This window comes from Micromonospora sp. BL1 (genome assembly GCF_003667485.1).
GTDB lineage: Bacteria > Actinomycetota > Actinomycetes > Mycobacteriales > Micromonosporaceae > Micromonospora > Micromonospora tulbaghiae.
This window is the reverse complement of the sequence record NZ_RCVK01000189.1, coordinates 1-22194: the sequence shown is the minus strand read 5'-3', so window position 1 is coordinate 22194 and position 22194 is coordinate 1. Positions and strand designations below refer to the sequence as shown.

Annotated in this window: 20 protein-coding genes; 11 read left to right on the top strand and 9 right to left on the bottom strand. The window is 73.7% G+C overall.

Annotated elements, in window-relative coordinates; genetic code table 11:
* The first annotated feature begins 25 nt into the window (after positions 1 to 25).
* Positions 26 to 1756, top strand: a complete 1731-nt coding sequence (locus tag EAD96_RS08515) for a TrkA family potassium uptake protein (RefSeq protein WP_121683885.1) — start codon at positions 26 to 28, stop codon at positions 1754 to 1756.
* Between the two features lie 18 nt (positions 1757 to 1774).
* Here the strand turns inward: EAD96_RS08515 and EAD96_RS08510 are convergent, their stop codons facing one another.
* Complete coding sequence (locus tag EAD96_RS08510) at positions 1775 to 3013, bottom strand: APC family permease (protein ID WP_121683857.1); 1239 nt, start codon at positions 3011 to 3013, stop codon at positions 1775 to 1777.
* 276 nt (positions 3014 to 3289) lie between these two features.
* On the opposite strand from EAD96_RS08510, the gene EAD96_RS08505 reads away from it, so the two are divergent.
* Entirely contained in the window at positions 3290 to 4435 is a 1146-nt protein-coding gene (locus EAD96_RS08505; protein WP_121683856.1) for a hypothetical protein, read from the top strand.
* A 94-nt stretch (positions 4436 to 4529) separates the two neighbouring features.
* Here the strand turns inward: EAD96_RS08505 and EAD96_RS08500 are convergent, their stop codons facing one another.
* Positions 4530 to 7082, bottom strand: coding sequence for a glycosyl hydrolase family 18 protein (locus tag EAD96_RS08500; RefSeq protein WP_121683884.1), 2553 nt, complete (start codon positions 7080 to 7082; stop codon positions 4530 to 4532).
* Between the two features lie 85 nt (positions 7083 to 7167).
* The gene (locus EAD96_RS08495) at positions 7168 to 7905 is read right to left on the bottom strand and encodes a phosphatase PAP2 family protein (RefSeq protein ID WP_199733102.1); all 738 of its coding nucleotides are present in this window, start codon (positions 7903 to 7905) and stop codon (positions 7168 to 7170) included.
* 141 nt (positions 7906 to 8046) lie between these two features.
* Here EAD96_RS08495 and EAD96_RS08490 point away from each other — a divergent pair, with 141 nt between their 5' ends.
* Positions 8047 to 9255 carry a DUF4032 domain-containing protein gene (locus tag EAD96_RS08490; protein WP_120572862.1) on the top strand — a complete coding sequence of 403 codons (1209 nt, stop codon included), beginning with the start codon at positions 8047 to 8049 and terminating at the stop codon, positions 9253 to 9255.
* A gap of 12 nt (positions 9256 to 9267) precedes the next feature.
* On the opposite strand, the gene nagA is transcribed toward EAD96_RS08490, so the two are convergent.
* The 3 genes from nagA to EAD96_RS08475 are packed head-to-tail and all read right to left on the bottom strand — an operon-like array spanning position 9268 to position 12232.
* On the bottom strand, positions 9268 to 10377 hold the full coding sequence (nagA, locus tag EAD96_RS08485; RefSeq protein WP_121683854.1) for an N-acetylglucosamine-6-phosphate deacetylase: 1110 nt from the start codon (positions 10375 to 10377) through the stop codon (positions 9268 to 9270).
* Positions 10374 to 11306 (bottom strand): ROK family protein, encoded by a 933-nt coding sequence (locus EAD96_RS08480; RefSeq protein WP_121683853.1) that lies wholly within the window; start codon positions 11304 to 11306, stop codon positions 10374 to 10376. The genes nagA and EAD96_RS08480 overlap by 4 nt, the downstream gene beginning before the upstream one ends.
* Positions 11303 to 12232 (bottom strand): SIS domain-containing protein, encoded by a 930-nt coding sequence (locus EAD96_RS08475; protein WP_121683852.1) that lies wholly within the window; start codon positions 12230 to 12232, stop codon positions 11303 to 11305. The genes EAD96_RS08480 and EAD96_RS08475 overlap by 4 nt, the downstream gene beginning before the upstream one ends.
* 198 nt (positions 12233 to 12430) lie before the next feature.
* Between EAD96_RS08475 and EAD96_RS08470 the strand changes: the two genes are divergently transcribed.
* The 4 genes from EAD96_RS08470 (at position 12431) to EAD96_RS08455 (ending at position 15913) form a co-directional block, all read left to right on the top strand.
* Positions 12431 to 13216 carry a DeoR/GlpR family DNA-binding transcription regulator gene (locus tag EAD96_RS08470; RefSeq protein ID WP_120572866.1) on the top strand — a complete coding sequence of 262 codons (786 nt, stop codon included), beginning with the start codon at positions 12431 to 12433 and terminating at the stop codon, positions 13214 to 13216.
* A 96-nt stretch (positions 13217 to 13312) separates the two neighbouring features.
* Complete coding sequence (locus tag EAD96_RS08465) at positions 13313 to 14311, top strand: ATP-binding cassette domain-containing protein (RefSeq protein ID WP_120572867.1); 999 nt, start codon at positions 13313 to 13315, stop codon at positions 14309 to 14311.
* The gene (locus EAD96_RS08460) at positions 14308 to 15321 is read left to right on the top strand and encodes an ABC transporter permease subunit (protein WP_121683851.1); all 1014 of its coding nucleotides are present in this window, start codon (positions 14308 to 14310) and stop codon (positions 15319 to 15321) included. The genes EAD96_RS08465 and EAD96_RS08460 overlap by 4 nt, the downstream gene beginning before the upstream one ends.
* 136 nt (positions 15322 to 15457) lie before the next feature.
* Entirely contained in the window at positions 15458 to 15913 is a 456-nt protein-coding gene (locus EAD96_RS08455) for a DUF3263 domain-containing protein (protein WP_120572869.1), read from the top strand.
* Positions 15914 to 15919: 6 nt separating this feature from the next.
* Here the strand turns inward: EAD96_RS08455 and EAD96_RS08450 are convergent, their stop codons facing one another.
* On the bottom strand, positions 15920 to 16132 hold the full coding sequence (locus tag EAD96_RS08450; protein ID WP_120572870.1) for a hypothetical protein: 213 nt from the start codon (positions 16130 to 16132) through the stop codon (positions 15920 to 15922).
* Positions 16133 to 16283: 151 nt separating this feature from the next.
* Between EAD96_RS08450 and EAD96_RS08445 the strand changes: the two genes are divergently transcribed.
* From EAD96_RS08445 to EAD96_RS08430, 4 genes are all read left to right on the top strand, one after another.
* Positions 16284 to 17186, top strand: coding sequence for a hypothetical protein (locus EAD96_RS08445; protein WP_121683850.1), 903 nt, complete (start codon positions 16284 to 16286; stop codon positions 17184 to 17186).
* A gap of 150 nt (positions 17187 to 17336) precedes the next feature.
* Positions 17337 to 17846, top strand: a complete 510-nt coding sequence (locus tag EAD96_RS08440) for a GNAT family N-acetyltransferase (RefSeq protein WP_158614781.1) — start codon at positions 17337 to 17339, stop codon at positions 17844 to 17846.
* Positions 17847 to 18000: 154 nt separating this feature from the next.
* A complete protein-coding gene (locus tag EAD96_RS08435; RefSeq protein ID WP_121683848.1) occupies positions 18001 to 18477 on the top strand; it encodes a hypothetical protein in 477 nt (158 codons plus the stop codon).
* A gap of 3 nt (positions 18478 to 18480) precedes the next feature.
* Positions 18481 to 19521: an SRPBCC family protein gene (locus EAD96_RS08430; RefSeq protein ID WP_121683847.1), complete on the top strand. Its 1041-nt coding sequence runs from the start codon at positions 18481 to 18483 to the stop codon at positions 19519 to 19521.
* A gap of 19 nt (positions 19522 to 19540) precedes the next feature.
* Here the strand turns inward: EAD96_RS08430 and EAD96_RS08425 are convergent, their stop codons facing one another.
* Entirely contained in the window at positions 19541 to 21781 is a 2241-nt protein-coding gene (locus tag EAD96_RS08425; protein ID WP_121683846.1) for an AAA family ATPase, read from the bottom strand.
* Positions 21782 to 21817: 36 nt separating this feature from the next.
* Positions 21818 to 22194 (bottom strand): hypothetical protein (locus EAD96_RS08420; protein WP_121683883.1); only part of this gene is annotated, 377 nt, incomplete at its 5' end.

The window sequence follows — 22194 nt, the reverse complement described above, 5'->3', positions numbered from 1 at the left end:
CCGCGCGACCGGCTGGCGGCTCCGGATGAACGGTGACGAACGCCCCCACTACGTGGTCTGCGGCTCCGATCCGCTCGCCTACTGGGTGGTCCGGTCGCTGCTCGCCACCGACAGCGCCGACGGCCAGGTGCGGGTCACGCTCGTGGTGCCGGGCCGCCGCCGGTCCGAGGGCCCCGACGGGCGGGACGTGCCGGGGGTACGGGTGGTCACGGCGGAGCGGCTGGACGAGGCCGCGTTCCGCCGGGCCGGGCTGGCCGGGGCGGCCGGGCTGGCGCTGCTGCACCAGGACGACGTGGGCAACATGCACGCCGCGCTGTGCGCCCAGGAGGTCGAGTCGCGGCTGCGCCTGGTGGTGCGGATGTTCAACACCAACCTGGCGGACGGGCTGCGGCAGCTCTTCCCCGACTCGGCGGTGCTGTCCGACGCCTCGATGGCCGCGCCCGCCTTCGTGGCCGCCGCGCTTGGCGAGGTGGCGCCGACCCACTTCCGGCACGCCGGGCGCACGCTCTACGTGGCCCGCCGAGACGACGTACGCCCGCAGGACGTGGTCTGCGGCCTGGCCGTCACCACGGATCCGGACCTGGTCCGGGTGCTGCCCGCCGACGAGGCGGCGGCCGACGTGGTGCTGGCCGAGGCGACCGGGCGGCCGGCGGGCACCGAGGTCGCCGCACGGCGGCTGGTACGGGCGCGGCGGCGCCGGCAGCCGGTCGCCGTCCTGCTGCGCGCGGTCCGCCACTTCGCCACCCGCAAGATCGGCATCGCGGTGCTGGTGCTGCTCGGGGTGATCGCGGCGCTGGGCTGGCTCAACGCCCGGGCCGCCGACGTGAGCTGGAGCGAGGCGGTCTACCTGACGCTGGTCACCACGCTCACCGGCCAGGACCCGGACGTCAACAAGCCGGTCGCCGCCCAGGTGATGCAGGTGGTGCTCAACCTGGCCGGGCTGGCGCTGATCCCGCTGATCACGGCCGCGGTGGTCGACGGCATCGTCAACGCCCGGCTGGCCCTGCACGCGGGCCGGGTCCAGCCGGACCGCTCGGGGCACGTGGTGATGGTCGGGCTGGGCAACATCGGCACCCGGGTGATGGCCCAGTTGCACGACTTCGGCGTCGAGGTGGTGGCGATCGACAAGAACCCGGACGCGCGCGGCGCCGCGCTGGCGCACCGGCTGGGCGTGCCGCTGATCGTGGGCGACGCGGGCCGGGAGGAGACGCTCCGGTCCGCCTCGGTGGACACCTGCCAGGCGCTCGTGGTGGTCTCCACCGACGACGGGACGAACCTGCGGGCCGCGCTGATCGCCCGGTCCCTCGACCCGGACCTGCGCGTGGTGCTGCGGCTGTTCGACGGCGACTTCGCCGAGCGGATCCAGCAGGCGTTCGGCATCGGCATCTCGCGCAGCGTGTCCTATCTGGCCGCGCCGGCGTTCGCGGCGGCGCTGCTCGACCGCGCGGTGATCGCCACCATCCCGGTCGACCGGCACGCGCTGCTGGTCACCGAGGTGCCGGTGGTGGCCGGTTCGCCGCTGGACGGGAGTCCGCTGAGCGCGGTGGCCCGGCCCGGCGAGGTACGCCTGCTCGCGTACACCCGCCCGAACCAGAAGGCCGACTGGTCGGCCGACCCGCGCATGGTGATCCAGGCCGGTGACCGGCTGACGGTGGTGGCCCGGCGGGCAGGGCTGACCGCGCTGCTCCGGGAGACCACGCCCGCGCCGCCGCCGGCACCCACCGGCCCGCCGGCCGCGCGCCGCCCGCAGGATTGACCGGGCGCGTCGGATCGGTCAGGCCGGCCGACGCCTGCGGACGGCGTACCCGAGCGCGCCGAGGGCGAGCACGCCGAACCCGGCGAGCACGCTCGGCAGCGGCAGGTTGACCGCGAGCACCAGGCAGCCGACCAGGCCCAGCGCGGCGAGCAGCCGTACCGGGACGTGCCGGTCCGGGTCCGGGCCGAGCGTGAGCGCCGACGCGTTGGTGATCGCGTAGTAGACCAGCACCGTGCAGCTGGAGAAGCCGATCGCGCCCCGGATATCGCCCACCGTCACCACGACGATCACCACGACGGCCACCGCCAGTTCGGCGCGGTGCGGCACCCGGTGGCGCGGGTGGACCGCTGCCAGCGCGCCCGGCAGGTCCCGGCGGCGGGCCATCGCCAGCGTGGTCCGGCCGACGCCCGCCACCAGCGAGAGCAGTACCCCGGTCACCGCGACTGCCGCACCGGCCCGGACCAGCCAGGCCAGCCCCGGGTGCCCGGCGGCGGTCACCACCTCGACCAGCGGCGCGTCCGTGGACGCCAGCCGGTCGGCGCCGAGCACGCCGAGCGCGACCACCGCCAGCGTCAGGTAGATCGCCAGCACCGCGCCGAGCGCCAGCGGCACCGCCCGGGGGACGGTGCGCTCCGGGTCGCGTACCTCCTCGCCCAGCGTGGCGATCCGCGCGTACCCGGCGAAGGCGAAGAACAGCAGGCCGGCGGCGGTCAGCACGCCGCCCGCGCCGATCCCCGCCGGTGCGGTGAGCCGGTCGGCGGCGACCTGCGGCGCGCCGGTCACCGCGACCACGGCGAGCACCGTGAGCACCACCGCGACGAGGACCCGGGTGGCGGTGGCGGTCTTGCCGATCCCGCGCAGGTTCACCGCCGTCACCGCCACCACGGCGAGGACCGCGACGAGCCGCGCCCGCCCCGGCCACAGGTACGCCCCGACGGTCAGCGCCATGGCCGCGCAGCTCGCGGTCTTGCCGACCACGAACCCCCAGCCGGCCAGGAAACCGGCGAACGGGTGCAGGCGTTCCCGGCCGTAGACGTAGGTGCCGCCGGACTCGGGGTAGCGGGCGGCGAGCCGGGCCGAGCTGGTGGCGTTGCAGTAGGCGATGAAACCGGCCACCGCCAGCGCGACGAGCAGGCCGGTGCCGCCGGCCGCCGCCGCAGCCGGGGCGAAGACCACGAAGACGCCCGCGCCGAGCATCGAGCCGAGACCGATGACGACCGCGTCGGGTACGCCGAGTCGCCGTGCCAGCTGTTCCACACCGGCAGCCTAAAGCGCTCGGGTGAACGGCAGGTGCCCGCGAGCTGCAAATTGACGAGAATGATTTGCGTAAATAATCCGCGCTCAGCGGTGGTCGATTGTCGACGTTCTCTGTAGAGTCGTTTACGCAGGTCAGGCGCGGTTTACAAATTCTTCCGTGCCGGTTGTCCGATGGCGATGATCAGATTCTTTCCGCGTCGATCGGGCAAAGGTGCCCTCGAATCGGCTCCGGCAGTTCCGGGAACCACTTCACCGCGATCGCGGGAGGTACCGCACATGACGCTGTTCGGCTGGGACGCGAGTGACTACGACGTCGACCGGGGGTTGACCGCCGACCGGATCCGGGACGCCCGGGCCGCGGGCATCGACTTCATGACCTACAAGGGCACGGAACAGTCGCGCGACGGCACGTTCCACAGCCAGTACTACGGGGTGATGCTCACCGCGGCCAAGGACGCGGGCATCCCGTTCCTGGGCATGTACGTGGTGGTGCACTCCGACGTCTCCATCGAGGACCAGGCCGCCACCGCCGTCGACTACGCCGACAAGCACACCCCCTGGTGGCGCACGTACGACGGGTTCTTCTGGCAGATCGACCTGGAGCGCTGGCCGACCGACGACGTGCCCCCGCACATCGGCGTCGACGTGGGCCGGGAACTGGAGGAACGCACCGGCAAGGTGGCGGTGATGTACGCCTCGCGCGGCCAGTACGGCGACGACGACCTGGGCGACCTCCCGCGCTGGAACGCCGACTACCCGTACCGGGTGGCCGAGGACTTCAAGGCCGCGTACGCGCGGGCCGGCGGGGACTCCGGCCCGGGCTGGACCCGGTACGGCAAGCCGGCGGAGACGCCGCGCATCTGGCAGTTCACCGACTCGGCGATCATCGGCCGCCAGCACACCTGTGACGCGGACGCGTTCCGCGGCACCGCCGGCGACTTCGCGACGATGATCGGCGAGAAGACGTCCACGACCACGAAACGGGACGTGATCGCCACCTTCCACAGCACCGCGCACGCGGGCGACACGCTCGACACCACCGACCGGTTCCACGCCATCCGCTGGGCCACCGGCCTGTACCACTGGACCGTGCCGGAGACCGGGCTGGTCAGCGTCCAGGCGACAGTCGACCTGCGCGGTCTGCGGCGTGACGACCTGGTCCGGATACGCGCCGAGTACACCCGGCCCGGGGACGCGGAGAACGACACCCCGTTGCTGCGGCAGGAGCGCGTGTCGATCGACCCGGAGACCACCGGCGGGGTGTTCGTGGTGAGTACGCCGGACGAACGGGTCGAGCTGCCGAAGGGCACCCGGATCCGCATCCAGGTGGCGGTGCGGCCCGAGGACGACGACCACCGCCGCAGGCTGACCTACAGCACCCGGACCCGGATCAGCATCGTGGAGATCCGCCCGGCCGGCTGAGCGCCGTGCCGGCCTTCCACACCGGCGTCCCAGGCGCCCGGGGTGAACGGCCGGTGCCGCCGGCAGGATTCTGCCGGCGGCACCGGGATCGGGTTCAGCAGGGCCCGTTGTCGGTCCACACGCCCTGGCTGTTGGTCCCCGGCACGTCTCCCTGGGTCCACCACCGGGAGGTCCACCGGTGTCCGCCGTAGGACACCACGGCGCCTCCGGGGTACGCGGTGCCCGCGGCCCAGGCCGGCGCGGCGCACGCACCACCGGTGGGTGACGGCGAGCCGGTGGGCGTCGGGGAGGCGGTCGGCGTCGGGGAGCCCGTGCAGGCGCCCTGGTCGGCCCAGACCGCGGCGCTGCCCGGCGTCTCGCCCTGGGTCCACCACTTCGCGCTCCAGGTCCGTCCGGCGTGCGAGACGGTTGCACCGCCGGAGTACGCGGTGGCCGCCGACCAGGCCGGCGCGGTGCAGGTGCCCCCGCCGGGCGGGGCGGAACCGCTCGGGCTGGGCGACGGCGTGACCACCTCGCCACCACGTGCCCAGTCCCCGGCCAGCGCGTACGTCTGGCCGCCGAAGGCGAGCGTGAAGTTGGCCGGACCGGAGATCGGGAGCTGATAGTTGAGCGTCACCTCGGCGTACGAGCCGGGCGCTATCGCGGTCGGTACGGTGAGGCGTACCCGGTTGTGGTCGCCCTTCAGGCCGCCCACGTTGCTGCCGGTGTGGCCGGTCGTGACAGTGGTGAGCGCCCAGCCGGACTGCTGGCTGAGCGTGGCCGGGGTGGTGGTGGGATAGTCGAACTCCAGGTGCGCGCCGGCCGGGATCGGCGCGCCGGTGTTGTTGGTCAGCCGCAGCTCGGGGTTGATCGGGTAGTTGTTGTCGCCGAGCGCGAAGCCGCCCATGCCGACCGCCACGTCCAGCGTCCGGGTGGGCATGGTGATGCCCGCCTTGCGGGCGCCGTACGCCGGTGCGGCCTTCAGCCGGTCGTAGAGCAGCGTGGTCAGCGTGTCGCCCATGCCGTACTGGCCCTTGGCGGAGTCGTAGGCGTAGTCGCCGGCGAGTTCCCAGATCATCACGCCGCCGAGGCCCTTGGCCGCGACGTAGTCGGCCTTGGCAGCCAGCGACTGGTCGTCCTCGGTGGAGAGGAAGACCTTCTTCTCCGCGTTCCACAGCCAGGGCGCGACCAGCGCGGCCGAGTAGTTACGGGCATAGCTGCCGCTGATCCGGTCGGCCGGGTCGGTGGCCGGGGTGAGGCCGTATCCGGCCAGGTAGTCGCCGGTGATGCCGGCCTGGAGGTTCTTCGCGTGCCACATCGGGTTGGCGCCGCCGGGCACCTCGTTGCCGGCGGCGTCGAGGTCGTGCCAGAGGTTGTCGATGCCGACCGCGCCGTTGCCGCAGGGGGTGGTGGAGCCGATCGAGCCGCCGGTGCCGGCCGGACACTTGGTCTGGTCGGGCAGCGCCGCCCGTCCCCACAGGCCGTTGGTGCCGCCGGTGACGCCCTGCCAGCCCCGGGTGTAGTAGGGGACGCCGATGTTCACCCGGCCGCTGGGCAGCGCACCCCGGAAGTAGTGGTACGCCCAGTCGGTGTTCAGGTAGCCGATGCCGGAGTACGCGCCGTACACGCCGCCGGCGGCCAGCTCGGCGTCGTCGCCGTTGTCGTAGAGCGCCGCGTTCGGCCCGACGAAGTGGTTCCACGCGCCGTGCAGGTCGTAGGACATCGCGTTGACGTAGTCGAGGTACTGCAACGCCTGGTAGGACTCCATCCCGCGCAGCAGCCAGCCGGACGCGGGCGCGGCCACGGTGAGCAGGTAGTGCCTGCCGTCGGTGGCGGCGGCCCGGTCGAGCTTCTCCCGCAGCGTGCGCATCAGGACCTGGTACGAGGCGTTGAGACCGGCCCGCTTGGCGTCGGCCTGGGCGAAGTCGAGCGGGTTGCCGGCCTTGTTGTTGGAGGTGGGGTACTCGTAGTCGATGTCCACCCCGTCGAAGCCGTACGTGCGCAGGAACGTCACCACCGAGTCGGCGAACGTGTCGATGCCGGCGGTGTTCACCGTGTTGGTGCCGGTGGTGGTCATCCGGTAGAAGCCGCCGGAGTCGATGCGGTTGCCGCTGTCGTCGATGAAGCCGCCGGTCTCGGCCCAGCCGCCGACGCTGATCAGCGTACGGACTCCGGGGTTCTGCTTCTTGTACTTGTTGAGCAGGTTGAAGTGCCCGGTGTACGGCAGGGCCGGGTCCATCTCGGCACCGGCCACGCCGGGCCAGGTCATGTTCGTGGCCGGGTTGTTCGGGGCGGCCGGGTTGCCGACGGAGATCTTGTTGTTGCCGTCGACGTGCGCGAACGCGTAGTTGATGTGGGTGACCTTCTGCCACGGGATCTGGTTGACCAGGTAGGCGGGAGCGCCGTTGCGGCCGGTCCGCCAACTGGTGAAGTAGCCGATGATCCGGCGGGTGTGGTCGGCGCCCATCTTCTCCCGGCCGGCGGTGTCGTAGACGGTGCAGTAGGGCACCGACACTCCCGTCGTGCGGTGGAGCCCGTCGGGCCGGCACGCCTCGTCGTCGGCGGCGGCCGAGCGGGCGTCCGGGGCGGCCACGACCACCGCCATCATCGCGGTCAGCAGACCGGCGGCGCCGGCCGACAGCCAGCGGCTGATTCGTCTCGCCAGCACGCGCACCTCCTACATTTAACAAACTTAACTATTAAGGTTGCTAAATGTATACCGGCGTGGATGCGCCGAGACAAGAGGCGGACTGCTAGCCGAGATGCTCCGCCGGCCGGGCCCAGCCGCCCAGCCGCGCCGGCAGCGGCAGGTTGTTCCAGGGCACCCGGCGCAGCAGGCGGTCCAGCAGCAGGCCGAGCAGCAGCCCGGCGACCGAGTCGGTCAGCCAGTGCCAGCCCAGGTAGACGGTGGTGCAGAAGACCACCGCCGGGGGCACCACCCGGACCACTGTGACCAGCCGGGGCGGCGCGGTCCGGCCGAACGTGCGCACGAGCGGGGCCAGCAGCAGCGCCAGCACGCCGTACCAGACGATCGCGTTGGCGACGTGCCCGGACGGGTACGACTGCGCGAACCGTACCGGCAGGTCGTGCTGGAACAGCGGCAGCGTCTGGTCGGGCGACAGGAACGGCTCCTTGACCGAGGCGCTCGGCGCCGGACGGGCCGTCCACACCTTCAGCGGGCCGATCGTGAAGAACGTGAGCACGAACCCGGCCACCGGCGGCAGCAGCGGCCGCACCGAGCGCAGCCGCAGCGCCAGCAGCACGCCCAGCCCGGCCGCGAGCAGCGTCAGCGGGGTGCCCTGGCCGAGCAGGTTCAGTGTCATCGCCACCCAGCGGGCAGCCGTCGGGCGGTTGTCGTCGGACCAGTCGGCGACCGCCCGGTCGAGGCCGAACAGGTGACCGGAGGCGAGCGCGACGGTCAGCGCCACCACCGCCGCGAGCAGCAGCCCGTCGAACCACCACCCGGCCGGCCGGACCGGCCGCAGCCGCAGGTCACCGCGTACCCCCGAGGTCTGACGCACGCGACCACGCTACCGGCCGCGGGCGGCGGCCGGGCGGCGCGGGCATCGGCGGCTGTGTGCCCAGCCACGAAGGGAAGCGCGGCGCGGGGGTCAGCGGTCACACTGGTTGCCGTGCGGATCACCTCGGCCCTCGTCGACCCGGCGCTGCTCGACCTCCCCTGGTCGACCCCGCTGGAGCAGTGGCCTGCCGAGCACCTGGTGGCGCTGCCGCAGGGCATCTCCCGGCACATCGTGCGGTTCGTCCGGCTCGGCGGGTACGTCTACGCGGTGAAGGAGACCGGCGAGCGGGTCGCCGAGCGCGAGTACGACCTGCTGCGGGCGCTGGAGCGGATCGACTTCCCGTCGGTCGAGGCCATCGCGATCGTGGCCGACCGGCAGACCGACGACGGCGAGCCGCTGGACCCGGTGCTGATCACCCGGCACCTCCAGTTCTCGCTGCCCTACCGGGCGCTGTTCTCCAACACGCTGCGCCCGGAGACGATGAACCGGCTGCTGGACGCGCTGGCCGCGCTGATCGTGCGGATGCACCTGACCGGATTCTTCTGGGGCGACTGCTCGCTGTCGAACACGCTGTTCCGGCGGGACGCGGGCGCGTTCGCCGCCTACCTGGTCGACGCCGAGACCGGTGCGCTGTACCCGTCGCTGTCCAACGGCCAGCGCGGCGAGGACCTGGAGATCGCCCGGGTCAACATCTTCGGCGAGGCGCTCGACCTCCAGGCCGCCGGCCTGCTGCACGAGTCGATCGACCCGGAGGTGGTCTGCGAGGAGGTCGTGCGGCGCTACGAGCGGCTCTGGCACGAGATCACGTACGAGCAGCAGGTCGAGCGCGCCGCCCGGCACGACATCGAGCGCCGCATCCGCCGCCTCAACGAGCTGGGCTTCGACGTGGCCGAGGTGGCCATGTCGACAGTCGACAACGGGCGCTACCTGGTCCGGCCGAAGGTGGTCGACGCCGGCTACCACACCCGGCGGCTGCTGCGCCTGACCGGTCTGGACGCGGAGGAGAACCAGGCCCGCAAGCTCCTCAACGACCTGGACGCCTACCGGCTGGAGAGCGACCTGACCGACGAGCAGCAGGCGGCGCACCGCTGGCTGACCGAGGTCTTCGAGCCGGTGGTCCGGGCGGTGCCCGCGCACCTGCGCCGCAAGCTGGAGCCGCAGGAGCTGTTCGCCCAGATCATCGAGCACAAGTGGCTGCTCTCCGAGCAGGCCGGGCGGGACGTCGGAATGCGCCGGGCGGTGCAGTCGTACCTGGCCGACGTGCTGGTGCACCGCCCGGACGAGCAGGCGGTGCTCGGCGTCGAGGTGCCAACGGTCTGACCCCCGGGCGGATCACTCCACCCAGTCGCCGCCGCGCATCACCCGTACCACGTTCAGGTCGTCGTCCAGCATCACCAGGTCGGCGCGCAGCCCGGCGATGAGCGCGCCCACCCGGTCGCCCAGACCGATCGCGCGGGCCGGGGTGGTGGCGACCATCCGGCAGGCGTCCGGCAGGGCCACGCCCGCGCCGACCGCGTGGCGCAGCGCCGCGTCCATGGTGAGCGTGCTGCCGGCGATCGCGCCGTTGTGGCTGAGCCGGGCCTCCCCGTCGGACACGGTGACCGCCTGGCCGCCCAGCTCGTACTCGCCGTCGGGCATCCCGGCGGCGGCCATCGCGTCGGTGATCAGCGCGGTCCGCTCCGGGCCGGCCACCGAGGTGGCGAAGCCGAGCATGCCGTCGTGCAGGTGCACCCCGTCGGCGACCAGCTCGCACACCACGTTCGGGGCCTCCAGCAGCGCCACCACCGGGCCGGGCTCGCGGTGGTGCACCGGGCGCATCCCGTTGAACAGGTGGGTGCCGACGCTCGCGCCCGCGGCCACCGCCGCCCGGGTCTGCTCCCAGGTGGCGTCGGTGTGCCCGACCGCCGCGACCACGCCGTGCGACACCAGCAGCTCGATCGCCTTGGTGGCGCCGTCCCGCTCGGGAGCGATGGTGACCATGCGGACGGCGCCGCCGCCCAGCTCGATCAGCTCGGTCAGCTCGGCGGTCGACGGGTCGCGCAGGAACTCCGGATTCTGCGCGCCGCAGCGGTCGGCGGACAGGTACGGGCCCTCGAAGTGGACGCCGGCGAGCACTCCGGACTCCACCAGCGGGCGGTAGGCGGCGGTGGCGTCGCGCATCAGCTCGAACGGGGAACTCACCAGACTCGCCAGCAGCGTGGTGGTGCCGTGCCCGGTGTGGAACGCGGCGGCCTGCCGCGCCGACTCCGGGTCGCCCGTGGTGAACGTGTGCCCGCCGCCGCCGTGGGTGTGCATGTCCACGAAGCCCGGCACGATCCAGTGCCCGTCACGCACCGACGGATACTCGGCGACAGCGGTGATCCGCCCGTCCGCGATCTCCACGCAACCCTGCCGGATGACGCCGGTCGGGGTCACCACCTTGCCGGTCACGCGCCGGGTCATCGACTCTCCTTCGCCAGGGTGTCCAGGGCCAGCAGGGCGGCGCCCAGGCAGCCGGCCTCGTCACCGAGGTCGGCCGCGACCAGGCGCGGCTCGCGGTGGAACGTCAGCCGCTCGCGCAACGCCGTCCGCAGCGGGTCGAACAGCCGGGGACCGGCCTGGGCCAGCCCGCCGCCGAGCACCACCGTCGACACATCGTAGAGCGCCTGCCCGGTGGCGAGTCCGTCGGCGAGCGCCTCGACCGCCTCCTGCCACACCTCCACGGCGAGCGGTTCACCGGCGGCCGCCCGGTCGGCCACCTCGGCGGCGGTGGTGGGCGCGCCGGACAGCTCGGCGTACCGGCGCCCGATCGCCGAGGCCGACGACACCGCCTCCAGGCAGCCGGTCCGCCCGCACCCGCAGCGCGGGCCGCCGGGACGTACCAGGATGTGGCCGATCTCCCCGGCTGCGCCGTGCGCGCCGGTGGCGGCCGACCCGTCGACCACGTGTGAGGCGGCGATGCCGGTGCCGATCGCGACGAACAGGACGTGGCCGGCGTCCCGCCCGGCCCCGAGCCGCGCCTCGGCCAGGCCGCCGGCACGCACGTCGTGCCCGAGCGCCGCGGGCAGTCCCAGCCGCGTGCCCGCCAGCTCCCGCAGGGGTACGTCCCGGAAGCCCACGTTCGCCGACCAGACCGCCACGCCGCGCGCCTCGTCGACCACACCGGGTACGGCGATGCCGCAGGCGACCGGCGTACGGCCGTCGGCGCGGGCCTTGCCGGCCAGCCCTTCGGCCACGTCGAGGATCGTGCCTACCACTGCCTCCGGGCCGCGCCGGGCGTCGGTGGCGTGCCGTTCGGTGTGCACGGTCGTGCCGTCCGGCCGGACCAGGGCGCACTTCATCCCGGTGCCGCCCACGTCCAGCGCGACGACGACCTCGTCGCCGCGGCTCACGCCAGTACCACGGACCGAGTCAGGTGCCGGGGCGCGTCCGGGTCGAGGCCGCGGCTCGTGGCGAGCGCGACCGCGAAGCGCTGGGCCAGGATCAGGTCGGCCATCGGGTCGACCGGGTTGCGGCCGGCCGACCAGCTCGTCAGCACCGTGCGCCAGCCGTGCGTGCGGCTGTGCACGAACGCGGCGCCGGTCGCGGCCACGTCCTCGGGCAGGCCGTCCGGGATCTCGCCGAGCGCCCAGACCAGCCGGCCGGGCGCGGCGACCGAGATCGGGCCGTGCCGGTAGTCCATGGCCGGGTACGCCTCGGCCCAGAACGTGGCCGCCTCGCGGCACTTCAGCGCGGCCTCCTGGGCCAGCCCGACGGTCCAGCCGCGGCCGAGGAAGGTGACCTGCTCGATGCCGGCCGGGTCGATCGGCAGCGGGGCGCGTACGGCCACCTCGGCGTCGGCGGCCAGGCGGCCGAGGTCCTCGCCGAGGTGGGCACGCAGCAGCGCGAGCGCGGTGGTGGCGAAGCGGGTCTGCACCACCGACCGCTCGTCGGCGAAGGGCAGCGCGACTGTGGCGTCGGCGAGCGTGACGGCGGCCGAGTCCGGGTCGCCGACCAGGACCGTGGTGGGGATCCGCCCGCGCAGCGCGGTGAGCAGGTCGAGCACCTCGGTGGTGGTGCCGGAGCGGGTGATCGCGATGAGCCGGTCGTACCGGCGGCCGGCCGGGAACTCGCTGGCCTGGAACGCGTCGGTCTCGCCCTGGCCGGCGGCCTCGCGCAGCCCGGCGTACGCCGTGGCCATGAACCACGACGTGCCGCAACCGACCACGGCGACCCGCTCGCCGGGGCGCGGCAGGTGCGCGGCGACGGTCGGGGCGAGTCGCGCCGCCTCCCGCCAGCAGTCGGGCTGGCTCGCGATCTCCGCGTGCACGTACGCCATGACAACTCCTCGCCGGGGAGACCTTGCGCAATACGGCGCGATACGGCCGCCTTTCGCGCGTCATTCTGCGCGAAGTGGGGTGGTCGTGGCAACCGTCTCCCAGTTCGCGCAGCGCAGGGTTTTGCGCGGACCCAGTTTCGCGCACTAGTGTGCACGCAACCGATCACCGTTCACGCACAGTCTGGGGAGGGCCCCGCGGTGGACCGCTACGCGCGCTGGAACGCGCTGCTGGAGATGCTGACCGACAGCGGTCGGGTCACCGTCGAGGAGGCGGCCGAGCGGCTCGACGTCTCCCAGGCCACCATCCGCCGCGACTTCGACCAGCTCGCCCAGCAGCAGATGATCACCCGTACCCGGGGTGGCGCGGTCGCCAACGGCGTCTCCTACGACCTGCCGCTGCGCTACAAGACCGCGAAGCACTCGGCCGAGAAGCAGCGGATCGGCGCGGCGGCCGCCGCGCTCGTGTCGCCGGGCACCGTCGTCGGTCTCAACGGCGGCACCACGAGCACCGAGGTGGCGCGGGCGCTCGCGGTCCGCCCCGATCTCAACACGAGCGCTGAGGGCGCACAGCTCACGGTGGTCACCAACGCGCTGAACATCGCCAACGAGCTGCTGGTGCGCTCGCGGATGAAGGTGGTGGTGGCCGGCGGCGTGGTCCGGCCGAAGTCGTTCGAGCTGGTCGGCCCGCTCGGCGGGGCGCTGCTGCGCGAGGTCACGCTGGACGTCGCGCTGCTCGGCGTGGACGCGATCGACCCGCAGCTCGGCGCCGCCGCCCACCACGAGGGCGAGGCGGCCATGAACAGCCTCATGGTCGCGCGGGCCAAGCGGGTCGTCGTGATAGCTGACTCCTCCAAGCTCGGCGGGCACGCGTTCGCCCGGATCTGCCCGGTGGACCGGGTCGAGACGCTGGTGACCGACTCCGGCGCGTCCCCCGACGTGGTGGCGGCGTTCCGCGACGCGGGCGTGCACGTCGTCTGCGCCTGACCTCACCCGACACGCCGACACTGCATACCGGGTATTGCCTTCGGGTGCATACCGCGTATGGTGTCGCTGACGCCTACTTATCGGGGGAGGTCAGCTGTGTCGGCTGTCCTGGAGATCGAAGGTCTCCGCAAGACGTACCGGAGCCGGAAACGCGGGGTCCGCCACGCGCTCGACGGCTTCGACATGCGAGTCGAGGCCGGCCAGGTGCACGGCTTCCTCGGCCCGAACGGCTCGGGCAAGACCACCACGCTGCGTACGCTGCTCGGCCTGATCCGGCCCAACGGCGGCCGGATGGCCATCCTCGGCCAGGAGCTGCCGCACGCCCTGCCGGCGGTCGCCGGGCAGGTCGGCGCCATCGTGGAGAGTCCGCAGTTCTTCCCGCACTTCTCCGCGCGGGACACGCTGGGCCTGCTGGCCCAGGCCGGTGAACTGCCCAAGCAGCGCGTGGACGAGGTGCTGGAGCTGGTCGGGCTGCGCGACCGGGCCGGCGAGCGGGTGAAGACCTACTCGCTCGGCATGAAGCAGCGCCTCGCTGTGGCCTCCGCGCTGCTCAAGAACCCCAAGCTGCTGATCCTCGACGAGCCGGCGAACGGCCTCGACCCGGGCGGCATCCGGGAGATGCGCGGGCTGATGCGGGACCTGTCCGAGAACGGCATGACAGTGGTGCTCTCCAGCCACATCCTGGGCGAGATCCAGCTCATCTGCGACTCGGTCACCATCATCTCGCTCGGCCGCCGGGTCGCGTTCGGGCCGGTCGAGCAGGTGCTCGCGGCCCACTCCCAGGCCTCCGTGCGGGTCCGCCTGGAGGCGGTCAGCGACCTGCCCCAGGCCGCCGACGCGCTCACCCGCGCCGGGGTCCGTGTCGCCACCGAGCCCGACCACCTGGTGCTGTCCGGCGTGGACAAGCCGGCCACCGTCAGCCGGCTCCTCGCCGAGCAGGGCCTCTACGTCAGCGAGCTCACCCCGGTCGCGGTCGACCTGGAGAGCGTCTTCCTCGAACTGACCGCCACCGCGCCGGTCCCCGGCCAGCACCGTCAGGTCGATCAGTCCGCCAAGGTCGACCAGACCGGCACCGCAGGAGGTTGGGGCGCATGAGCCTGTTCGTCACCGAGCTGCGCCGGCTCGGCAAGCGCCGGGTGACCCGGCTGATGCTCGTGCTGCTGGTGGTCGGCCTGGCCACAGTCGCGACCGCGTTCAGCTTCTCCAGCGAGAAGCTGTCGCCCGCCGCGGTGGCCGAGGCCGAGGCCAAGGCGAACAACGACTACCAGACCGCGATGACGGAGTGGAAGCGCACCATCGCCGAGTGTGAGGCGGCCCAGGCGCGCGGCGAGAAGACCGAGGAACGGTACGGCCCGAACTGCGGCAAGGACTACCAGCCACAGCCCGACATGTTCGAGGCGAAGTGGTACCTGCCGTACCAGTTCGACTTCCGGGCCGAGTTCCCCCTGTTCATCGCCGTGTTCGCCGCCTCCGTGGCGCTGTTCGGCTTCATCGTCGGCGCCTCCTTCGTGGGCGCCGAGTGGAACACCGGCGGGATGATGAACCTGCTGCTCTGGCGGCCGAAACGGCTCACCGTGCTGGGTACGAAGCTGGCCGCCCTGCTCACCACGGTTTTCGGCCTGACCGTGGTGCTCGGCGCGCTCTGGACGGCGGCGTTCTGGCTGATCGCCAGCCAGCGCGGCAGCACCGCGAAGATGACCGCCGGAGTGTGGCAGTCGATCGGGCTGGACGGGCTGCGCGCGCTGGGCATGACGCTGCTCGTGGCGGCGATCGGGTTCGCGCTGGCCTCGCTGGGCCGGCACACGGCGATGGCCCTCGGTGCGGCGGTGGGGATCTTCGCGGTGAGCGAGATCGCCATCCGGATCGCGGTCGCCGTGCTCGGCGTCCAGTTCGGTGACCGGTACGTGCTCTCCACGTACGCCCAGTCGTGGTTCCTGAAGCAGGCGGAGCTGTTCGACTACGACACCTGCCAGTTCTCCCAGGGCGCCTGCGAGCCGGCCACGTACATGGTCACCTGGCAGCAGTCGGCGGTGGTGTTCGGCGTGGCCCTGGTGGGCGCGCTCGTGGCCGCGTTCTGGACGATGCGGCGGCGGGACATCGCCTGACCTGGTCCGCGCCGCCGGCTCCCCCCGGCGGTGCGGACCCCGCGTCCGATGCGGCCGGGGGCGGCCCTGGTTACGCTGGGGCTCCCCCGGCCGGCGCGCTCCGCGTGCCGGTCACCCGCCGTCGGAGAGGAGCGCCATGTCCGCCGACGCCTCGCAGCGGGCCGCCGTCGACCGGCCCGACCCGTCGGGGCCGACAGCGGGCACGCGCCAGGCGGGTGCCGTCCCGCCGCCACGCACCGCGCCCCCGGTCGAGTCCACGCCGCCGGACCGGTCCGCGCCCGCCGACGACAGCACGTCCCTCGACGACGTCGCCCCGTCCGGTGGTACGGCGTCCGCCCCGGCGCCGTCCGGCGCGCCGGGCGACGGCCTCACCGAGCGGGAGCGGCGGATCCTCGCGTTCGAGGCGCAGTGGTGGAAGCACGCCGGCGCCAAGGAGCAGGCCATCCGGGACACGTTCGGGCTCTCCGCCACCCGCTACTACCAGCTGCTCAACGCCCTGCTCGACCAGCCGGCCGCACTCGCCGCCGAGCCGGTGCTGATCGGCCGGCTGCGCCGGCTGCGCTCGTCGCGTGCCCGTAACCGGCGCCGCTGACCGGCGTCACCTCTCGTACGTGCGCAGCCCGTTGCCGATGGCGAAGAACGTCGGCGCCCACTCGCCGATGAAGATGCCCCAGCGGTCCGCCCGCGCCACCCCGGCGCGCTCCATGTGCTTGGAGAGGAACCAGCTGGTGACCGAGAGGCCGATGCTGACGAACCCGGCGAGGTAGGCGTGCTCCGCCCGGATGCCGCCTTCGTGCAACCGCTCCAACATCTCGAACCCCCTGTCACCGGGACCGACCCGGTCGCGTCCGACGCTACCGAAGGTCCAGCGAAGATGACGCACGGTTACCTCGATCGGGTCGGCCGCGGATGACCGGGCGCGGGCCGGGTAGGCGGCCGGCGACGACGAACGGAGGCCGACGATGGGGGCACCAGACCGCCGGTACGCGATCGGCAGCAGGCCGGCCCGCCCGGTCGCGGAGGCGCCGGTGATGCGGGTGCGTTCCGCCTCCGACCCGGCGCCCGGGCGGTCGGAGAACGAGGACGTGGTCTTCCGGTTCGGCCCGCTCGTCGGCGTCCTCGACGGCGCGACGGTGCCCGAGGGCTTCGACACCGGCTGCACGCACGGTCCCGCCTGGTACGTCCGGCACCTGGCCGCCCGGATCGGCCTGGCGATCGCGGCCCGCCCCGCGGCCACGCTGATGAGCAGCCTCGCGGCGGCGATCCTCGCGGTACGGGCCGACCACGGCGGGACGTGCGACCTCGACCATCCCGGCACCCCGTCGTCCACGGTCTGCCTGCTGCGGCACAGCGGTGACCGGGTCGACTACCTGGTGCTCTGCGACAGCCCGCTGGTGCTCGACACCGACCGCGGGATCGAGGTGGTGACCGACGACCGGCTGGCGGACGCGGTGGCGGACCTGCGCCGCAGCGCCGCCGCGCTGCCGGACGGCGAGACCGACCCGGTGACCCGGTTCCGGCGCGCGACGACTGTGCAGCGGACCCGGATGAACCGCACCCACGGCTACTGGGCGGCGGCGAGCGACCCGGACGCGGCGTACCACGCGCTGACCGGGACGCTTCCGCTGCGCGGTCCGGGGGCGCTGCGCCGGGCCGCGCTGCTCAGCGACGGCGCCTCCTGCGCGGTCGACCAGTTCGGCCTGTTCGACTGGGCCGGGCTGCTGGAGGTGCTGGCGGTGGAGGGCCCGGAAGGGCTGATCGGCCGGGTCCGCGCGGCCGAGCGGGACCACCCGGACCGGCTGCGGCGGCACAAGCGCACCGACGACGCCTCGGCCGTGCTCTGCGAGTTCGACCCCTCGGCGTGACCACGCTCACGCCGGAACGACCGGTCGGATGACAACGCAGCGTGAGGCGGGAACACCCCGGGGGTACGACCGGACGAGGCGGTCGGCCATAGCGGCAATCCCTCCCCAAAGGGGTGGACGACCCGGACCACGCGCGGCAGACTGCGCGACGTGACGGGTGCTGTACGGCTGGAGCCGGTGGACGAACGGAACCTGGAACCGTTGCTCTCCGTAGCGGCGGCCGAGGCGGAGCCGGAGGACGTGATGCCTCCGGTGGACGCCCCCGCGGGCTGGTCGCTGGCCCGCCGCGACGCGTTCCGCGAGTTCCACCGTGCCAGCCTCGGCGGGCTGAACGGCCCGACCCGCACGGCCATGTACGCGATCGTCTCCGGCGGTGAGGTGGTCGGCATGGTGCGGATGACCCGCCGGGACGAGCCGGGGACGGTGGAGACCGGCATGTGGCTGGGCCGGTCGGCACGGGGCCGGGGCCTGGGCGCCGCCGCGCTGCGGCAGTTGCTGAACGCCGCCGCGGCGGCCGGGATGCACACAGTGGTCGCGAAAACCACTCTGGACAATGCGGGTGCGATCTCGGTGCTGCGTAAATGCGGTGCGGAATTGCGTGAGGAAGACGGAAGCCTGCACGCCCGGATGAGCCTGGATTCGGCACTTCCGATCCGCTGAGGCTCCTCGCTCACCGTTTACGTTTCTCCTGCTCAGTACCGCCTTAATGGGTGGTTTCGCGCTCCTGCGGAAATGTTTTGCCGATGGAGTGGCGGGTACTGCCCGCCTCTCCGGGACGCGATGTCCGCCTCCCGGAGAGCGCGAAGGAGAGCGGATGAAAAGCGGATCACGGGTGGCGTTGGCAGTCGGTTTCGGCTATCTGCTGGGTCGCCGGAAGAAGATGCGTACCGCGCTGACGCTCGCCGCGGCGGTCGCCGCCGGGCGGGCCAGCCGGCGCCCAGGCGGTCTGAAGCAGCTCGGCGCGGACCTGATGTCCGCGAACCCGCAGCTGCGCAACCTTGGTGGGCTGGGCCCGCCGCTGGTGGCGGCCGGGCGGGCGGCCGCGACCGCAGCCGCCGGCAACGGCATCGACGCCATCGGCGGACGACTGCGCGGCGGTGCCGACGCGTTGCGCCGCAAGAGTGGCGCGGGCCGGCCGGATGCCGAGCGCTCCGCGCCGGACGGGTCGCGCTCCGCGCCGAAGGGCGAGCGCTCCGCGCCGAAGGGCGAGCGCTCCGCGCCCGACGAGGAGCAGGAGCTGGACGACCAGCCCGGCGCGCCGGTGCCGGCCCGAGCCGATCGGGGGCGGTGAGCCGTGGCGACGAGCAGCCTGGCCGACCGGGCCCGCGACCAGATCGGTGGCGAACTGCGCAATCTCGCCTCCGCGATCGGGGAGCGGGCCGTGGAGGCGGTCACCGAGCGGGTCACCGGCGCCACCGGTCGGCTCAGTGAGTACGCCAAGCAGGGCGGCGGGCCGGGCCTGGTCGCTGCGGCCACCGGCGCGCAGAAGCTCGCGGACGGCGACTCCCCGCTGAAGGCGATGTTCCATGCCGGCCTGGCCGGCGGTAAGGAGAAGGTGATGTCGGTGTTCGGCGGCGGCAAGGGTGGCAAGGGCGGCAAGGGCGGGGGCAAGAAGCTCAAGGTCACCAACATCGTCGAGACCATCGAGGTCGGCGTGCCGGTCCGGGTCGCCTACAACCAGTGGACGACGTTCGGCGACTTCCCGAGCTTCATGAAGAAGGTCGAGCAGGCCGACTGCGACGCCGACGAGAAGATGACCTGGAAGGCGCAGGTCCTCTGGTCGCACCGCACCTGGGAGTCGACGATCGTCCGGCAGATCCCGGACCGGCTGATCCACTGGCGGTCCAAGGGCGAGAAGGGCTCCGTCGACGGCACGGTCAGCTTCCACGAGGTCGGCCCGGAACTGACGAAGATCCTGGTGGTGCTGGAGTACCACCCGCAGGGCTTCTTCGAGCACACCGGCAACCTGTGGCGGGCCCAGGGCCGCCGCGTGCGGTTGGAGCTGAAGCACTTCGTCCGGCACGTGATGACCGAGACCGTGCTCGACCCGGACTCCGTCGAGGGCTGGCGCGGCGAGATCGAGGACTCCCAGGTCGTCAAGGACCACGAGACCGCGCTCCGGGAGGAGCGGGGCGACGCCGGGCCGGAGGACGACGAGTACGCCGCCTACGACGAGGGCGAGGACTTCGACGACGACGAGTACGCCGACGAGCCGGTCCTGACCGCGCCGGAGCGCTCCCGCCGTCCGGCACGCGGGCAGCGCGAACCCGAGCGGCGCCGCCGCGTCCCGGAGCGTCCCCGCCGCCCGGCCGCCCGCCGCCGCGGCGAGAGCTGACCGGCGGCGGGCCGGTTCGTCAGGACCGGCCGGTGGCGTACGACTCCAGGTGCGCGAGCTGCACCGGGTCCAGGGAGGGACGGACGCGGGTCCGGGCCGCCTCGACGTGCGCGGCGGTCACGGTGCTCGCCTCCAGCGACTCCCGCATGGCGGCCAGCGCCGCCTCCCGGATCAGCGCGGCGCAGTCGGCGGCGGAGAAGCCGTCCAGCTCGGCGCCGAGCGCGTCGAGGTCCACGTCCGGCGCGAGCGGGACGTCCCGGGCGGACGCGCGGAGGATCTCCGCGCGGGCCGGACCGTCCGGCGGCGGCACGTAGACCAGCCGTTCCAGCCGGCCCGGACGCAGCAGCGCCGGGTCGACCAGCTCGGGACGGTTGGTCGCGCCGACCACCACCACGTTGCGCAGCGCCTCCACGCCGTCCAGCTCGGTCAGCAGCGCCGCCACCACCCGGTCGGTGGTACCGCCGTCGGTGGCCTGCCCGCGTACCGGGGCCAGCGCGTCCACCTCGTCGAGGAAGACGAGCGTGGGCGCGGCCTGGCGGGCGCGGCGGAACAGCTCCCGGACCGCCCGCTCGCTCTCACCCACCCACTTCGAGAGCAGCTCCGCGCCCTTCACCGACAGCACGTTCGCCCGCCCGGTACCGGCCAGCGCGGTCACCAGATAGGTCTTGCCGCAGCCGGGCGGACCGTAGAGCAGCACGCCGCGCGGCGGTGTCACGCCCAGCCGGGCGAACGTGTCCGGATAGGTGAGCGGCCAGAGCACCGACTCGGTGAGCGTCTGCTTGACCTCGTGCAGCCCGCCCACGTCGTCCAGCGTCACCGACGCCAGCTCCAGCGTGGACGCGGACATCGTGGTCGGCCGGGCCACCTCCAGCGCGGCGGCGAAGTCGGCCATCGCCACCGTCGGCGTCTCCACCGTCTTCTGCCGCAGCGCCGCGCGCACGCCGGCCTCGCGTACCAGCGCCGCCAGGTCCGCCGCGACGAACCCGGGGGTACGGGCGGCCACCTCGTCCAGCCGGACGTCACCTGCGAGCGGCACCTCGCGGGTCAGCACCGTCAACTGCTCCCGGCGCAGCGCCGCGTCGGGCAGCGGCACGGTGATCCGCAGCGCGAGCAGGTCCGGGCCGCGCAGCGCCGGGTCGACCGCCTCGGGGCGCCCGCTGGTGCACACCACAGCGCCGCCTGCTCGCAGCGTCTCGGCGACCACCTGCCGGAACACGGTGGCCAGCGGGCCCGGCTCGTCGGCCGGGGCGATCGACTCCACGTCGGTGACCAGCAGCACGGCGGGACCACCGGCGCGTACCGCCGAGGCCGCCTCGCGCAGCCGGCGGGCCGCCGCGTCGTTGCTGAGCGCGGCCAGTTCCGGTGCCCACAGCGGCCGGACGCCCGCGCCGACCCGGGCGGCCACGGCACGCACCAGCGCGGACTTGCCCGAGCCGGCCGGACCCTCCACCAGCACGCCGAGCGAGACGGTGGTGCCGAGCCGGCCCAGCACCTCGCGGTGGTGGAAGCCCAGGTCCAGCAGTTCGGTCAGCTCCTCGGCCTGGGCGCGCAGGCCGGGCAGCTCGTCCACGTCGGGCGCGTCCTCCGGGCCGAGCAGGTCCGCTTCGGGTTCCGTCCCGGCCGGGGCGGCGGGGGCGGAGATTCGCACGGTGGAGGCCGAGGACGCCGGGCCGGAGCCGCGGGTGGCGGCGCCGTGTTCCCAGCCCACGACCGTGTCCATGGTGACGAGCGCGCCGACCGCCGGTTCGGCCGACACGACGGTGAGCAGCGTGCTCGTCCAGGCGTACCCGACGGAACTGGCCAGACTGCGCCGCGCGGCCTCGATCAGGCCGCGCACGGCGGCGTCCGGCAGCACGTCCTGCGGCAGCAGCGAGACGTCGTCCCCGGCGGTGACCACCTTGCCCAGCAGCGCGAGCCGCAGCATCTCCGGCGGGACCGCGGCGACCACCGCTGCCGGGCCGGACAGGGTGAGCCGGCGTGCCGGGGTCGCGGGCAGCGGGCTCACCGTGACCTGGCCGCCGGCCCGCAGGCCGAGGTTGCCCAGCAGCAGGTCGTCGGCGTGCAGCAGGGCGCCGCTGGTGCTCGGCTCGGCGGCGGCCGCGATGCCGGCGGTGACCCGGCGGCCGGTCAGGCGTACCGGGTCGCCGGGGCGCAGCGCCAACGCGGTGAGCACCTCGGGATGCAGGCGCACCACGCCGCGCCGGGCGTCGAGCGCGGCCGGCCGCAGCGTCGCGGTCAGGGTCAGGTCGGGTTCGGCCACCCGCCGACAGTAGCCGCCCCGATCATCGGGTGCCGGTCAGCGCGTACCCGGGTCGTCCAGCAGCGATGGGTCGCGCCGGATCATCTCGGCCAGCCGGGCCGCCGGGTCGGACTCCAGCGGGTCGTGGCCGGGCGCGGGCACCGTCTTCACCGACATGGGCCATGCCGGCGGCGGCGCGGGCGGCGCCGCCGGGCCCACCGTCACCGCCGTGCCGGACCAGGAGACCCGCAGCGGGTACGCCTGCTCGCCCAGCTCCACGCGCAGCGTCACGGCCAGCCCGGGATGCTCGGCCACCACCCGCCGGACCGCCTCGGCGACCTCCTCGACCGGGTCACGCCGCACCGGCGCCTCGCCACCGCGCAGCCGGTACGCGCCGTGCCCCGCCCGCCCACGACCCGCTGGAGTCCGACCCG